Source organism: Commensalibacter papalotli (ex Botero et al. 2024), from assembly GCF_947179115.1.
Classification (GTDB): Bacteria; Pseudomonadota; Alphaproteobacteria; order Acetobacterales; family Acetobacteraceae; genus Commensalibacter; species Commensalibacter papalotli.
This window is the reverse complement of record NZ_CAMXCI010000002.1, coordinates 168,225-184,171: the sequence shown is the minus strand read 5'-3', so window position 1 is coordinate 184,171 and position 15,947 is coordinate 168,225. Positions and strand designations below refer to the sequence as shown.

16 protein-coding genes are annotated in these 15,947 nt (G+C 37.3%); 9 read left to right on the top strand and 7 right to left on the bottom strand.

The window, feature by feature from the left end:
• Positions 1-18: 18 nt before the first annotated feature.
• The 8 genes from accD to folE all read left to right on the top strand — a co-directional run bounded on the left by accD (position 19) and on the right by folE (position 9,267).
• A complete protein-coding gene (accD, locus tag QMN76_RS06095) occupies positions 19-888 on the top strand; it encodes an acetyl-CoA carboxylase, carboxyltransferase subunit beta (RefSeq protein ID WP_034339640.1) in 870 nt (289 codons plus the stop codon).
• 4 nt (positions 889-892) lie between these two features.
• Positions 893-2,194 (top strand): bifunctional folylpolyglutamate synthase/dihydrofolate synthase, encoded by a 1,302-nt coding sequence (locus QMN76_RS06090; protein WP_282024092.1) that lies wholly within the window; start codon positions 893-895, stop codon positions 2,192-2,194.
• Positions 2,195-2,695: 501 nt separating this feature from the next.
• Positions 2,696-4,201, top strand: coding sequence for a glycerol-3-phosphate dehydrogenase (gene glpD, locus QMN76_RS06085; protein WP_282024093.1), 1,506 nt, complete (start codon positions 2,696-2,698; stop codon positions 4,199-4,201).
• A gap of 31 nt (positions 4,202-4,232) precedes the next feature.
• Positions 4,233-5,021, top strand: a complete 789-nt coding sequence (locus QMN76_RS06080; protein ID WP_034339649.1) for an MIP/aquaporin family protein — start codon at positions 4,233-4,235, stop codon at positions 5,019-5,021.
• A 38-nt stretch (positions 5,022-5,059) separates the two neighbouring features.
• Entirely contained in the window at positions 5,060-6,562 is a 1,503-nt protein-coding gene (glpK, locus tag QMN76_RS06075) for a glycerol kinase GlpK (RefSeq protein WP_282024097.1), read from the top strand.
• 391 nt (positions 6,563-6,953) lie between these two features.
• Positions 6,954-8,156: an O-succinylhomoserine sulfhydrylase gene (gene metZ, locus QMN76_RS06070; RefSeq protein ID WP_282024099.1), complete on the top strand. Its 1,203-nt coding sequence runs from the start codon at positions 6,954-6,956 to the stop codon at positions 8,154-8,156.
• Positions 8,128-8,652 (top strand): ApaG domain-containing protein, encoded by a 525-nt coding sequence (locus tag QMN76_RS06065; protein ID WP_034339658.1) that lies wholly within the window; start codon positions 8,128-8,130, stop codon positions 8,650-8,652. Before metZ ends, QMN76_RS06065 begins: the two co-directional genes overlap by 29 nt.
• 12 nt (positions 8,653-8,664) lie before the next feature.
• On the top strand, positions 8,665-9,267 hold the full coding sequence (gene folE, locus QMN76_RS06060; RefSeq protein ID WP_034339661.1) for a GTP cyclohydrolase I FolE: 603 nt from the start codon (positions 8,665-8,667) through the stop codon (positions 9,265-9,267).
• Here folE and QMN76_RS06055 read toward each other — a convergent pair.
• The 4 genes from QMN76_RS06055 to QMN76_RS06040 all read right to left on the bottom strand — a co-directional run bounded on the left by QMN76_RS06055 (position 9,262) and on the right by QMN76_RS06040 (position 11,941).
• Positions 9,262-9,600: a chaperone modulator CbpM gene (locus QMN76_RS06055; protein WP_034339664.1), complete on the bottom strand. Its 339-nt coding sequence runs from the start codon at positions 9,598-9,600 to the stop codon at positions 9,262-9,264. The genes folE and QMN76_RS06055 overlap by 6 nt on opposite strands.
• Before the next feature lie 18 nt (positions 9,601-9,618).
• The gene (locus QMN76_RS06050; protein WP_282024102.1) at positions 9,619-10,548 is read right to left on the bottom strand and encodes a DnaJ C-terminal domain-containing protein; all 930 of its coding nucleotides are present in this window, start codon (positions 10,546-10,548) and stop codon (positions 9,619-9,621) included.
• Between the two features lie 14 nt (positions 10,549-10,562).
• Complete coding sequence (locus QMN76_RS06045) at positions 10,563-10,733, bottom strand: hypothetical protein (protein ID WP_161631860.1); 171 nt, start codon at positions 10,731-10,733, stop codon at positions 10,563-10,565.
• A 272-nt stretch (positions 10,734-11,005) separates the two neighbouring features.
• Positions 11,006-11,941, bottom strand: a complete 936-nt coding sequence (locus QMN76_RS06040) for a lysophospholipid acyltransferase family protein (protein WP_282024385.1) — start codon at positions 11,939-11,941, stop codon at positions 11,006-11,008.
• Between the two features lie 83 nt (positions 11,942-12,024).
• Between QMN76_RS06040 and QMN76_RS06035 the strand changes: the two genes are divergently transcribed.
• A complete protein-coding gene (locus QMN76_RS06035) occupies positions 12,025-13,074 on the top strand; it encodes an MBL fold metallo-hydrolase (protein WP_282024105.1) in 1,050 nt (349 codons plus the stop codon).
• Here QMN76_RS06035 and lpxK read toward each other — a convergent pair.
• The 3 genes from lpxK to QMN76_RS06020 are packed head-to-tail and all read right to left on the bottom strand — an operon-like array spanning position 12,974 to position 15,947.
• The gene (lpxK, locus tag QMN76_RS06030) at positions 12,974-13,972 is read right to left on the bottom strand and encodes a tetraacyldisaccharide 4'-kinase (RefSeq protein ID WP_282024107.1); all 999 of its coding nucleotides are present in this window, start codon (positions 13,970-13,972) and stop codon (positions 12,974-12,976) included. The genes QMN76_RS06035 and lpxK overlap by 101 nt on opposite strands.
• Positions 13,969-15,267 (bottom strand): 3-deoxy-D-manno-octulosonic acid transferase, encoded by a 1,299-nt coding sequence (locus QMN76_RS06025; RefSeq protein WP_282024108.1) that lies wholly within the window; start codon positions 15,265-15,267, stop codon positions 13,969-13,971. The genes lpxK and QMN76_RS06025 overlap by 4 nt, the downstream gene beginning before the upstream one ends.
• Positions 15,267-15,947 carry a lysophospholipid acyltransferase family protein gene (locus QMN76_RS06020; protein WP_282024109.1) on the bottom strand — a complete coding sequence of 227 codons (681 nt, stop codon included), beginning with the start codon at positions 15,945-15,947 and terminating at the stop codon, positions 15,267-15,269. The genes QMN76_RS06025 and QMN76_RS06020 overlap by 1 nt, the downstream gene beginning before the upstream one ends.

Here is a 15,947-nt window from a genome sequence, read left to right as displayed (position 1 = left end):
AATTAAAAGGTTTACCTCATGAGTTGGCTTACCGAATATGTCCGCCCAAAAATCCAAGGGCTTCTTAAAAAAGATGTTCCTGACAATATCTGGAAGAACTGTGATTCTTGCAGTCAGATGTTATTAATCAAAGATTTGGAAAAAAATCTTAATATTTGCCCTCATTGCGGCCATCATATGCGTGCTTCTGTTGCGCAACGCTTTGAATGGACCTTTGATCATGAATCTTACACGCGTATTGAGTTACCCAAAGCGCCTGTTGATCCTTTATTATTCAGAGATAAAAAGAAATATGCAGATCGTTTAAAAGAAAATAAAACCAAATCTCAACTTGATGAATCTATTGCTGTTGCTCATGGGACCATCGAAGGTGAAAAAGCCGTTATTGCTGTTATGGCTTTTGAGTTTATGGCAGGCACTATGGGGGCCGCTTTTGGTGAAGGTTTTATCGCAGCGGCACGTTTAGCTTTATTACAAAAGATACCTTTGATCGTTTATACTGCTTCTGGTGGCGCCAGAATGCAAGAGGGCATGTTAAGTCTTATGCAAATGCCCAGAACTGTTATTGCCGTTGAACTATTAAAAGAAGCGCAAATCCCGTTTATTGTAGTTTTCACAGACCCTACTACTGGTGGTGTTACAGCCTCTTTTGCAATGCTGGGTGATATTCATATTGCGGAACCTAATGCCTTAATTGGTTTTGCAGGCCCTCGGGTTATTGAAAACACTGTGCATGAAAAATTGCCAGAAGGTTTTCAACGTTCTGAATATTTGTTGGCTCATGGGATGATCGACATTGTCGCCAACAGAAAAGAGTTGCGCCCTACTTTGGCAAAAATTATACGCTTATTATCAAAAAAAACTGAAAATTCTGAACAAGTAGCATAATTTTATGTCTTCCTCATCCTCTTCTATTCTAACCGAATTTTCAGGTCGTTCTGGTCAAATTTTGGAACGCCTGAATACATTATATCCAGCATTAATTGATCTTTCTTTGGATCGATTAAAAAGATTATTAAATGATTTGGGTAATCCTCAGCAAAAAATGCCACCAATCATTCATGTGGCTGGTACGAATGGTAAAGGAAGCACTTGTGCGTTCCTTCGAGCTATAGGAGAAGAGGCCGGTTTAAAGGTTCATGTTTCAACGTCCCCTCACCTTGTTGATGTCACTGAACGATTTCGTATTGCGGGAGAACTCGTCAGTGAAAATGAACTATCTGAAGTTTTAATGGAAATTGAACGTGTTAATAACCAACAACCAATTACTGTTTTTGAGGTTTTAACCGCAGCCGCCTTTGTCTTATTTTCTAAGAACCGTGCTGATCTAGCAATCATCGAGGTTGGCCTTGGTGGGCGTTTTGATGCGACCAATGTAATAACCCCTATGATTAGTATTATCACCTCTATATCAATGGATCATGAAGCTTTCCTGGGTGCTAATTTGGCAAAAATTGCTCATGAAAAGGCTGGAATTATTAAAGAAAATATCCCTGTTATTGTTGATCAACAAAAGCCAGAGGCCCTACGCGTTATTAAAGAGGTTGCTCAATCGTTAAACGCCCCTTGTTTAATTAAGAATCAAGATTGGTCAATCATTCCTACTGAAACCAAGCTCTTTTACAAAGATGCTAAAGGAGAACTAGAGCTTCCCTTGCCCAGCCTTTTGGGGGAACATCAATTCAGAAATGCAGGGCTTGCAATTACAGCTTTAAGAACCAGCCAATTACCGATCCCCGATCATGCTTATCAAGGAATTGCCAAGGCTGTCTGGCCAGCAAGATTACAAAGACTTTATGGTCAATTAATCAATTTAGTTCCTTCAGACTGTGAAATTTGGCTTGATGGTGGACATAACCCTGATGCAGGGCAAGTTCTTGCACAAATGATTCAGAAGAAATGGCAAGACAAGCCATTACACTTAATTGTGGGCATGAAAGACAATAAAAATGTCCGTGAATATCTCGCCCCTTTAATTCCGTTAAGTGCTTCGATTCAAGCGGTTATGGAACCCGATCAACATTTAGCCATGCCCATTACTGAGATTATCAAAGCGTCTGATAATTATGCAATCTCTGGGGGAACTGTTAAGGAAGCATTATCTGTTATTAAAAAACAGGCAACATCCCCTGTGCGTATTTTAATATGTGGTAGTTTGTATTTAGCGGGTAGTGTTTTAAAACAAGATCAATAAATATTTAAGGCATTCTTCTCTTTAATATCATTCTTACACTAATCTCAAGCCTATATAACGCTCGTTTAATCTTTGGTAAATCACCATGAAATACCTCAACTAAAATCGTTAAGGTTTTAGGTGAGAAAGAATTTGCTTATGAGTTGAACAGTATTCATAAGATTATTGCCAATAAGTAAAGTAATTTTGCCAGCGTTGACCCGATGATATTGCTGTTCAAGAGGATGCTATTTATGTTGTGGTGACCAATGAGATGGATAGTCTTGTTAACTCTAGGTAAAGTATTTGTGATAATTGTTTTTTATCAATAAAAAGAAGCTTTATCCTTGTGATTTATAGATTTTTTTAACTCTTGATTTTTTATGTAAATCTATGATCTTTACATTTAATTCATAAAGACTTTATGATCTATTCACAACGTATCACTATTAATTTAATCATTTTTAAAATTCAAAAATAAAAATATTTAATAATCCATACTATGATAACTAGGAGATTTGAATGTCTGCTCAAACGCCTTATGACCTGTTAATTATTGGCGGTGGCGTCAATGGTACTGGAATTGCCAGAGATGCTGCAGGTCGGGGATTAAAAGTGTTGCTGGTTGAAAAAGACGACCTTGCCCAACACACATCCTCTGCCAGCACAAAACTAATCCATGGTGGGTTACGCTACTTGGAATATTATGAGTTCAAACTGGTCAGAGAATCTTTACAGGAACGAGAACGTTTACTTAACCTTGCACCTCATATAATTCATCCTTTGAAATTTGTTCTGCCACATCGTAATGCTGTACGCCCAGCATGGATGATCCGTGCAGGTTTATTCTTATATGATCATTTAGCATGCCATCCAAAACTTCCTAATGCCCAACAAATTTCATTACAAAAATCCCCTTATGGACAACCTTTGCGCAATGATATCCAAAAAGGATTTACCTATTCAGATTGTGCTGTTGATGATAGCCGTCTCGTCGTTTTGAATGCCAAAGGGGCTCGTGATAAAGGGGCTGACGTTCGAACACAAACGACATTATTAAAAGCTCAACGAACACAAGATTTATGGGCAGCAACCTTACAGGATAATAAAACGCAAACCCAATCAACTGTTCAAGCTAAAGCTATTGTAAATGCTGCTGGCCCCTGGGTTGCAGATATTCTACAAGATCTGCAAGTCCAAAGTTCTATGAATGTCAGGCTGGTTAAAGGCAGTCATATAGTTGTTAAGAAACTCTTTGATGGACCACAAGCCTATATTCTGCAAAACGCAGATAAGCGTATTGTGTTTGCTATTCCTTATCATGATGAATTCACACTTGTTGGAACAACGGATGTTTCGTGGGATAAGTCGCCTAATGCACTCCCTAATATTGATCAAGATGAGACCCAATATTTGTGTGAATCTATTAATAATTATTTTACAAAAAATATCACTCCAGACGATGTTATTTGGGATTATTCTGGGGTCAGACCATTGTATGATGATGCGTCTAGCAACGCATCAGCCGTAACCAGAGATTACCATCTTGATTTAAACCAAGCGGTGGGTAAAGCACCCCTTCTTTCTATATTTGGTGGAAAGATTACAACATACAGACGCTTAGCAGAACATAGTATGGAGCAACTGGCTCCTTTCTTCCAGTATAACCGCCAATCATGGACTGGATCAGAGCCTCTACCTGGTGGGCATATCACTAATGGTGATTTTAATTTATTTTTTATAAATTTCCGTAAACATGTTCCCTTTTTAGACGAAATGACAGCCAAACGGATGGCTCGTGCTTATGGAACAGAGGTTTTTGAAGTCTTAAATAAAGCAACTAATAAAGAAGATTTGGGAGCTGATTTTGGACATGGGTTAACCCAACGTGAAGTTGATTATTTAATTGAGCAAGAATGGGCTACAACTGTCGAAGACATTCTATGGAGAAGAACAAAACTCGGTTTGTATTTTTCCAAAGATGAAACACAAACATTGCAAAATTATTTGAAAGAAAAACTCCAATAGGTTTTTCTTGATGCTAGAAAGTCTTTAACCCATGTCTTCTAAAAAACAATTTGTTGGTGAGCTAATTGCTGAGGCAATTGCCGTTGCCATCATTATCTTTATTGGTTGCTCTGCAGCGGCAATGTTAATTTTATATGATCCCAGCCCTTACCAACATGCCTATTGGGGGGTGGCTATTACGTGGGGTTTGTCTGTGACCTTTGCAATTTACGCAACAGGAAGCGTCAGTGGGACCCATGCCAATCCAGCAGTAACTTTAGCCTTGGCGTTATATAGAGGTTTCTCTTGGAAAAAAGTGCCTGCTTATTGTGTGGCGCAAATCTTTGGTGGTTTTTGTGGAGCTATCCTAGTCTATTGCTTATATTACTCTGTGATTGATCATTATAACGAAGTACACCAACTAACCCGCATGATGGGTGGTGCAGCTGGTGTTTTCGTTACATCTCCTGGATTATCTATTACTACTTGGCATGCTTTTTCTAACGAAGTTCTTTTAACTGCTTTTTTAGTTTTCAGTATTTTTGCAATTACTGAAAGCTATAATACTGTTGCCCCTCAGGCGAATAGTGGTGCTTTTATGATTGGTCTTGTTGTTGCTGTCATTGGTGCTTCTGCTGGATATTTAGAAGGATGGGCTATTAACCCAGCCCGCGATTTAGGTCCCAGGATTTTCATTTATTTAGGGGGTTGGGGATCATCTGCATTTCCTGGAGTAACCAACTATTGGTGGGTTCCCGTTTTTGCCCCATTAATTGGAGGTGTTCTTGGAGGAGGAGCCTATCAATTTTTAATCAGACCCTTTTTACCTCGCCCTTTATAAACAATATTCTCTGATAGTGAAATGGACATAAAAAAACCATGAGTAAAACTCAATATATTATTGCCCTAGATCAAGGAACGACTTCTACACGTTGCATAATTTTTAACCATAAAGGGGAATCTATTTCTATAAGTAGGCGAGAGTTCGCCCAACATTATCCAGAACTGGGATGGGTAGAACATAATCCTGAAGATATTTGGAATGATGCTGTTTATACAATTAAATCAGCATTGACAGAAGCAAAGCTTGATCGAGATCTTGGTTCTATTGCTGCTATTGGCATTACTAATCAACGTGAAACCGTCGTTTTATGGGACAAAGTCACAGGTAAACCTCTTTATAACGCCATTGTATGGCAAGATCGTCGTACTTCTGCGTTTTGTCAAAAATTAAAAGCAGACGGAGCAGAAAAAACGGTTCATGATAAAACAGGGCTTTTACTTGATCCTTATTTCTCTGCAACTAAACTAGCTTGGCTGTTAGACAATGTTAAAGGTGCCAGAGCAGCAGCACAACGTGGAGAATTAGCCTTTGGAACGATTGATAGTTTTCTTTTGTGGCGATTAACTGGTGGTAAAGTACATGCAACCGATGCAACCAATGCCAGCAGAACCCTATTATTTAATATTAAAACACAATCTTGGGATGAAGAGCTTTTAAAATTATTTAATATTCCAGAATCACTTTTACCTGAAGTTAAAGATAATAGTACCTTATTTGGAGTTACAGATGTTAATTTATTTGGACATCCCATTCCTATTATGGGAATGGCAGGTGACCAACAAGCTGCGTTAATTGGGCAAGCTTGTTTTGAACCTGGTATGACCAAAGCTACCTATGGTACGGGTTGTTTTATGTTGCTTAATACGGGTGATCAAATGGTGATCTCTAAAAACCGTATGTTAACTACCACAGCTTATCGCTTGAATGGTAAACCAACATACGCACTAGAAGGATCTATTTTTGTTGCAGGTGCTGCAATTAAATGGCTACGCGATGGACTGGGATTAATAACCCATGCCTCTCAAACGCACGATATGGCAACCCAAGTGAACGATAACCACCAAGTTTATATGGTTCCTGCTTTTGTAGGATTAGGAGCACCTCATTGGGCACCTGATGCTAGGGCTATAATTACAGGATTAACTCTTAATGCAACCGCTGCGCATCTTGCAAGGGCTGCGTTAGAATCTATTGCTTATCAAACTTATGATCTATCCGAAGCAATGAAAAAAGATAGTGGCAAAGATATTCTTACCATACGTGTTGATGGCGGAATGTCTGCCAATGATTGGTTCTGTCAATTTCTTGCCAATATTATGAATATCACTGTTGAGCGCCCATCTTATATCGAAACAACTGCTATCGGGGCGGCTTACTTAGCAGGAATGGCCAGTGGTATTTGGACAAATCTTTCTGACATTCAACATCATTGGAGACAAGGTGCAAGCTTTAGATCTCATATGCAAGAAGAAGAAAGAGTAAAAAAACTTAAAGGCTGGCAACATGCCTTAAGACAAGCTTTGTTAGAAGTAGAATAATTTTTATAGATAATCTATACTGTGATAGTTTTATTATAACAGTATAGATTATTAAATCTGGCTAATAAAATTTATTAATAAGCATACTTATAATAATTATAGATTTTCATTTAACTCAAATATTTGTAAATTAGGTGAGTTAATCCTTTTAAGATAAAACAATATGATATTATCGCCAGCGCAAACAAATGATGAGTATTCGCACTATATTCAATCTGTAGAATATATTCTTATTAATCAGTAAACCCTTTTATTGAAAATACAAGTTTGATATTTTTTCTTGCTATCTCATTAAAAATCAATCAAAACAAATATATGTATTAAAAAAGATCTTTTATCTTTATTATTTTCTCCTCTATTTTACCTAAAAATATTTATAAGGGATAATTTTATGAAACGCGCCAAAACATATAGACCCGCCACACAATTAATACATGGTGGGGTTGAAAGAACTTCTTTTGATGAAACCAGTGATGCTGTTTTTTTAACTTCTGGCTTTATTTACGATAGTGCAGAACAAGCAGAACGAACCTTTACTGGTGAAGAGGATCGATATCAATATAGCCGTTTCAATAATCCAAATCTAACCTCTTTGCAAAATCGCCTATCAGTACTAGAAAATGCAGAAGCCTGTGTGCTGACCTCTACTGGAATGAGTGCTATTTATGCCAGCCTCATGCCTTTGATAAAAACTGGTGACCGCGTTGTTGCATCACGTGCTTTATTTGGATCAAGTTATTGGATTGTTGAAAATCTATTACCAAAATTAGGTATCGAAACCGTTTTTGTTGATGGAACAAAATTAGACCAGTGGCAAGAAGCACTAAGCAAACCAACTGCTGCAGTTTTAATTGAAACACCATCTAACCCAATGTTAGATATTTTAGATATCAAAGCTATTGCAGATTTAACTCATAAAGCTGGCGGAAAGCTAATTGTTGATAATGTCTTTGCAACTCCTTTATATCAACACCCTTTGCAATGGGGGGCTGATATTGTTGTTTATTCTTGTACAAAGCATATTGATGGTCAAGGACGTGTTTTAGGAGGGGCTGTATTAGGCAACAAAGAAACTATTGAAGATAATATCACTCCTTTTGTCAGAAATACTGGTATTGGCCTGTCTCCATTTAATGCATGGGTATTATTCAAAGGATTGGAAACCTTGCCTTTACGCGTTGAAAAAATGACGCAAAATGCACAAGCTTGTTCAGAGTTTCTCGAAAAATCTCCTTTAATTTCTCGTGTATTATATCCTGGATTAAAATCGCACCCTCATTATGAGCTAGGTCAAAAACAAATGTCTGCATCCAGCACCATGATTGGTTTTGAAATTAAAGGAGGGAAAAAAGCTGCTTTTACATTTATGAATGCTTTGGAACTAATTTTAATTTCCAATAATCTTGGTGATAACCGTTGTATTATGACCCATCCTGCTACGACAACCCATATGAAAATTGGGGAGAAGGAACGTCTACATTTAGGGATTACTGATGGATCTATTCGTTTTTCTGTAGGTATAGAAGACGTTCAAGACATTATCGAAGATTTGCAACGAGGCCTTGATGCCGTTGCTGCGTTATCACCCTCATAAAATAAATCTATCTGCAATGAATTATCATATACCACGTTTACTTTTTTCATCAATTGCCCAAACTAATAAAGAGCAATACCAAGATCTATTTCAAGAATATGACGTGTTTGAAGCAAGCACGCATCATATTTATATTGCTATTTATCCTTTTTGGTTAGAGGAATATTCCTTTCCCAGAAGAAATATATTTAGTTGGGGTTATCATGTTCGTATCGAAAACCATAATGTTACCCCAATTTCTATCACAAGACAACATTGGGACATTATTAAAACCAACAGCCGTATTACAACCATTGATACCAAAATCATTGAAAATGATGATGCTAAGCTCAATGCTGGTGAAGCATGCGATTATACATCTTGTATAACCTTGGATACACCCTCAAATATTGTAAAAGGTTATTATACGATTTCAGATCATACAGGAAATATAATGAATATCGATATTCCCTCTTTTAACCTTGATAATCCACATGACTTATTTTCAATTAATTAAAGATGAAGCAATATGAACTCAAAAAATAATTCTGCCCCAACCCGCCAAGATGCAGAAGAGGCTATTCGCACATTAATTCGCTGGGCTGGAGATAATCCCGAAAGAGAAGGATTATTAGACACCCCTGCCCGTGTGGTTAATTCTTATGACGAGTTCTTTTCTGGATATAAAGAAGATCCCAGAGAAGTCTTGTCACGCACCTTTGACGAAGTTGGTGGGTATAAAGAAACAGTTTTATTAAGAGACATTCGTTTTGAAAGCCATTGTGAGCATCATATGGTGCCTATTATCGGTACAGCGCATATTGCTTATTTTCCGCACTCACGTGTGGTAGGTATTTCAAAGCTTGCTCGAGTTGTAGAAATTTTTGCCAAACGTTTACAAATCCAAGAACGTATGACCTCTGAAATTGCCAATGTGATCCAAGAAGTTCTAGAACCTAAAGGGGTTGCCGTTATTATTGAAGGTAGTCATCAATGTATGACTACCCGAGGGGTTCATAATACAGGTGTTTCAATGATCACGTCTAAAATGTTGGGAATATTCAGAGACGATCCAACAACCAGAAATGAACTCTTAATGACTCTTAATCGCCCCTCTACATTGGGATTATAAATCAACGATAACTTGCTGAGTCATCATATGACGAAGTTTTTGCTGTGTATCTGGGTAATGATCCGTAGCAATCACTTCGCATAGATACTTCATCTGTCTACGTGTAGTATAAAGCTGATCAAGAAGGTTTAATACCACAGACATTGCATCCTCTGTAATACCCAAATCATCACGTAGCTCAATAATCAAGTGAACTCTGGCTTCATCAATCTCTTGAAATAAATAATTACCATCTTTTTCTTGAGGTCTTAACCATTGATTTTCAATCCAGATCTTAATTTCTGCTGATGTTACTTCTGGAAGATTAAGACAAAACATTTCAAACGTCATCATCTACTCTTCTCCCTTTATTTACTTTTGATCACTATTAGATGTATTACGTAAAAATTCCTCTAGAGCAGGATCAACTGTTCCAAGTTTCACTTGCAAAGACACATATAAATCCCCTGCTTCTTGGCTGCCTTTTTCTGGTAAACCACGCCCCTTCAACCTTAATACACTGCCCGTATCAGATCCAGCTGGAACATTTAAAGCAACTTCCCCTTTAGGCGTAGGAACATTTATTTTTCCACCTAGAACAGCTGTTTTTAAATCCATTGGCCAAGTAAGACGAATATTTCTGCCTTCACGTTTAAAGTACTCATGAGGACGAACATGAATAGTGATTAATGCATCTCCAGCAGGGGCATTATTAAACCCAGAATCCCCTTTTCCTTTTAATCTTAAAACTTGGCCATCTTCTATCCCCACAGGAATAGATACATCAAGCTCACCCCCACCAGGTAAAATAATGCGTGACTTTGTACCATTAACGGTATCAAGAAAATCAACATCTAGATTATAACGACGATCCTGTCCTTTTTGTGCACGAAAACCACCGCCTCCGCCTTGTTGAAAAGGCCCTCTGCCTGCACCACCACCAAACATACTGAAAATATCTTGTAAATCATCTTCAGAGAAATTACCTTGTGGTCCACCTTGTTGGCTATATCTAAATCCTTGAGAGCCATCTCCATGGCGCTGGTAACGACTTCCGCCCCCAGCAAAACCCTGTTCTTGACCATGAATATCAATTTCACCACGATCAAAACGGGCGCGTTTCTCTGCATCAGACAATAAATCATGCGCCATACTGACCAATTTAAATTGCTCTTCGGCTTTTTTATCCCCAGGATTTAAATCTGGATGATGTTTCTTGGCTAACTTTCGATAAGCTTTACGGATCTCATCTTGAGTAGCGGTCTTAGCAATACCCAGTATTTTATAAGGATCTGTACTCACTGCACTGGTTCCTTTTAATTTTTCACTATATCTTTAAAATCAAGTTCATCTGTCAAAGCAATAATCAAAGCTTCAAACACATCTGCAGAGATTCCTACTCCTGCTGCTTCTTTAGCGATTTGTATAAGCTTTGCTTCTACAAATTTCTTTGCAAAATAAGGATCTTTTTGTGTGTCTTCAGTCATTATTAAGTGCCTTTATATCGTATAAAATAATTGCTTTTATTAAACATAGCATTTTTGCCCTTATCACAAAAAGCCGTTCTCTATTTTTCTTCACTATTTTACACTTTTTTCTCCAAAAAAATACATATTAATATTGCAAATTCAGTATCTATACCCATAAAAAATTATTACTTATTATCGCCTCACTAAGTAGCTATTTAAAATAAATACTGATAACGAATATTATTTTGCTAAGCACGGCCTGATTAACAATAAATAATCCCATACCGTTTTTATTTATAAAACTCTTTTGGCCACCGTTTGTGTAACCACAACCATTGCTCTGGGTTTTGTTTAATCCAACCTTCTAATTTATCATTAATCACCTGTGTTAAACGATGAATATTCTCCAAATTATTTTCCGAAAATTCTGAATAATCAATCGGTGGCTCAACAACAATACGTAATCGTGCAGGTCCCAAACGTTCTACATACCCTGGAATAATGGGGCACTTTAATTTCAATGCTAAGCTGGCTACTGCAGAAGAGGTCATCGCAGGCCTGCCAAAAAACTGAACTTCTATACCATCATTCATTTTTTGATCACTTAATACACCCAACCTTTGCCCTTGCAATAAATGTTTAAGGGCTTGCCTTGCACCTTTCGATCCTTTGGCGAACATTGGAATTTTTTCTCCCATTGCTTCGTCACGCAATTGCAAAATCAACTGATTGACATATGGATTACTTGCCGCCCTAAAAAAAGAAGAAAAAGGCGTTCCATATTTTGCCACACCTAACGGCAGCATTTCCCAGTTCCCAATATGTCCAGAAACGAATAAAACAGGCCCTGTCTTTTTAGATTGCTCTGTTAAATATTCTGCACCCACAACTTCCCATCCTGGCCCTACAGACGTATTATGGTTCAAATCTGCAAGATGTGGAAATTCTGCTACTGTCCTACCTAAATTTTCCCAAACACCTTTGATCACCCTCTGTCTTTGGGTTGATGTTAATTCTGGCATAACCAAACGCAAATTGGTATCAGCTGTTTTAGACACAGGTAATCTGGTCCCAATTTCACGACAAATAAAAGCACCAACATTAGAAGCTGTTCGTGGAGATAATGCACGTAATAAAGAAAGACATCCTTTTGCCAATATATATTCGTTATATTGTAAAAACTGATGAAAATAAGAGGATATCTTCTTAGGTTTAAAATTTGGCATCATGACTATATTTTATAAATGAGATCATGTGCTATTCTACGAGTGTTTGTTTAAAAAGTGCAAGAGGGCTTTAAGGAAATATTATGACACAAAAATATTATAAAGGCCCAATTAGTGACCATTTTAATGGAAATGTATTTTATAATTTATTTACAGCCGGTAAAATTAAGTATTTAAACGCGTTTGATGGGTTTAAATGGTATATTCATATGATGACCCACGCTTGGACAGGATTAACACCTCATGTCGTGCAATCAGATCCAAAAACCCAAGAAGCAGGCTTAAAGATTACCATGATTGGCCATGCCAGCGTTTTATTACAAATTGAGGGCTTTAATATTTTAGTTGATCCTGTATGGTCACCTAGAATAGGACCTGTATTCTTTATAGGTAAAAAACGAGTTAACCCTCCTGGTGTTGCCTTTTCTCATTTGCCACGTATTGACGTAGTTTTAATCACACATAATCACTATGATCATATGGACATCCGAACCTTACGTCGCCTTTATAAAAAATATCATCCAATATTTTATACTCCCTTGGGTAATGATCTGATTTTAAAAAAACATATTTCTCATAATATGACTATTCATGCGATGGATTGGTTTGAAGAAAAATTGTTCAAGCATCAACTTAAAATCACTTTATGGCCTGCATATCACTGGTCAGCACGTGGACTTTATGATCGCAATCGCTCTTTGTGGGGAGGATTTGTTATATCATCCCCCCATTATAATACCTATTTCACAGGGGATACCAGTTACGGAGATGGCAGTATTTTTAAACAAATCAAAGAACATTTTCCGTCCTTAGATGCCGCCATTATTAATATAGGGGCTTATGCTCCAAGAGCTTTATTAAAAAGCCATCATAATGATCCAAAAGAAGCTGTTGATATTTTCCAAGATTGTGGTGCCAAACAAGCTCTGGGAATTCACTGGGGAACTTTTCAATTAAGCAGTGAGGAAGCTTATGAGCCTGTGCATACTTTATATGGTGTTTTAAGGGATCATTTATTATCAGTAGACCAGTTTATCCCTTTGCGCCCTGGGCAAACGTGGAATGCAGAAGCTCCTGAAGGTGAGGCAAAGCCCGTTGATCCTGCCATCTCAAATGAACTCCTAAAGGGATAACATGCTCTTTGAATGATACTGGCAAACGAGCGTAATCCTTTGGTGTGGTTACCAAGGAAGTTTGATGTTTGTATTTCAAATACAGTAATTTCTCTATGTCTATATTGCTATAAAAATGATGGTCAGGAAAAGCTATTTGCTCCGTGAGATATAATTGGTTTTGTTGTAAAGCACGAAAGAATTTCTCAGGCCGTCCAATACCAGCAAAAGCAATAACCGATTTTCCAGAATAGCAAATAATTCGAGCATCCATTTCTAAGGATGCATGAACAACAGGAAGCTTTTTAGGAAGTAATTTTTTTATATCCATTTGGTCTTCACCAATTAAAATACAGGCCTTGGCGCGTGATAGACCATGATGCAAAAATTCTCGTAAAGGCCCTGCCGGCAGTGCCTTTTGATTACCAAACCCCACAGCGCCATCAATGATAATAATAGGCAAATCTTGATAAAGGGTAGGATTTTGAAACCCATCATCCATAATTAATAATTCTGCCCCGTTTTGAATGGCTGCTTTTGCAGAATCTGCACGATTAGCCCCAACCCAAGTAGGCGCTAATCGTGCTAATAATAACGCTTCATCCCCTACATCATCAACATTATGCTGTGTAATATTGACTAAAACAGGATTCTGATTCTGATTTTTACGTTTATAACCGCGAATTAAAAAAGCAATTTTATAAAATTGTTGAAAATACTTCCCCAATTCTAATACAACTGTTGTTTTTCCTGTGCCACCAACGCTTAGATTTCCGCAGCAAATAACAGGGATTGAAGCCTTATAACTGGGTTTAGATAAACGTTGTTGCGTTATATAATCAGTAATATAAGAAAAAGGCGTTAATATTTTTGCTATCAAAGTTGGAGGGGTTATTTGCCAAAACAAGGGTGCTTTCATGATGCATCCTTCTTTAAATTATATAATCTCAATGCAATTTGTTGAGCCTGTTCATTTTGTTGCCCCATCAAAGATAATGATTTTACAGCATATGCATTACGTTTATCTGAATTACAAAGCATATCATCTACCCAAGCCACTAAAGAATTTAAATCAGAAATAATCGTAACTGCTTGATCCAAAAATTGATAAGCCTGAACAAAGTTATGAATCTTATTGCCCGAAGCAATGACACAATTTAATTTGGCTGGTTCATAAGGGTTATGCCCACCACCTTTAGGCGTTACATCAAAACTATTGCCTATAAAAACAATATCGCATAATCGATAAAATAACCCCAATTCTCCTAACGTATCACATAACCATAGGCCTTGCGCATCTGGAAATTGGTTCAAACTGCGCCTAGGCATCGGTCCTATTTGCTCTATGATTTCTTTAGCTCGTTCTGGATGGCGCGGCACAATAATTGTTATTAAATTAGGATATTTCTTTTGTAATTGATGATGTGCTTTAACAATCAAAACCTCTTCATTTTGGTGGGTAGACGCTGCCAACCACAATGATTTATTATGAAAATGCACTTTGAGTTGTTCAAGCTCTGTTCGATCAAAAGCTAACTCTGGAGCAATTTGTTTAATGTCCCCTAAAAAATCTGCTTCTACACCTAATTTTTTAAAATTTAATTGATCTTGCCGTGAGCGTGCAGCAATCCACTTAAATTTTGAGAGTAATGCATAAGCCGTCTTGCCAAAACGATACCATAGTTTGAAAGAACGATCTGACAAACGTGCATTTAATAAGACCACAGGTATATGATGTTTATACAAAGCATCAATAAAATTAGGCCATAACTCGCTTTCCACAATCACACTCAAAGATGGTCGCCAATAAATAACAAAACGTTCTGTCCAATAAGGAACATCCAAAGGAACAAATTGATGTTGAATATAAGCTCCAAACTCTGGATGTTCTTCGCAATATTTTTGGACAATACGATAAGAGGTTAATGTGCCTGTAGTAATCAAAAAATTCTGATGATGATCAATATGATAAATTGCTGTGATAATCGGAAATAAAGAAATAATTTCCCCTACGCTGGCCGCATGAAAATGGATTATATTTTCAGGCTTGCGCGGCAAAGAAGCAATCCCCATACGCTCTGACAAGCGCTCTTTAATTTCTTTTCCTTTTTTACAACGGTGGCGTAAATATAAAGGTAGTAACGGAGATAATAAGGTTGCAGTTATTTTCCAAAAAAGTAAAAGAAGAGATCGTTTTTTAAAATATAATGACATTATTCTTGCGCTTTACGAGTAACATCATCGATCATAGACACTATTTTTTTTCCAAAATCATCATAATTATCTTTAGTTACAGCAATAGGTTCCCCACAAACTATTTTACCCTTACCAAAAGGCAACGGAATAACCAGTTTATCCCATGTATTTAATCGAATAGAATGACAGTATGCACCCATAGGAACAATTTTTCTTTTTGATAGTAAAGCCAGTTTTAAAACACCTTCATGGCATTGATGCCTAGGGCCTCTTGGACCATCGGGAGTGATAGCTATAACATGGCCTGCTCTAGTATGTTTTAATAACTCTCTAAATGCAGCTGCACCCCCTTTATCTTGACCGCGCTTATTAGATGATCCTTGCACTGTTTGAATACGCCAAGGATTAATCAGTTGTGATATTAAACGCCCTTCACGATTACGACTGATTAAGACATAAAATTGTAAATCGGGATTTTGGGATAATCCCCACCACCATAAACGAGAACCCAATGTTAAATATTCATGCCATAATACCACCAAAGCAGGCTCACCTTGTTGACAAGTTAATAGAGGATAAGCCTCTGATGCTATATCAAACTGCCATCGTGTCGTTTTCAAAGCAAATTTTAAATAAGCACGTAAAATACTAACTAAACTGTTGTGAATAAAATTCTGTTTAAAAAAAAAGGCGATCAT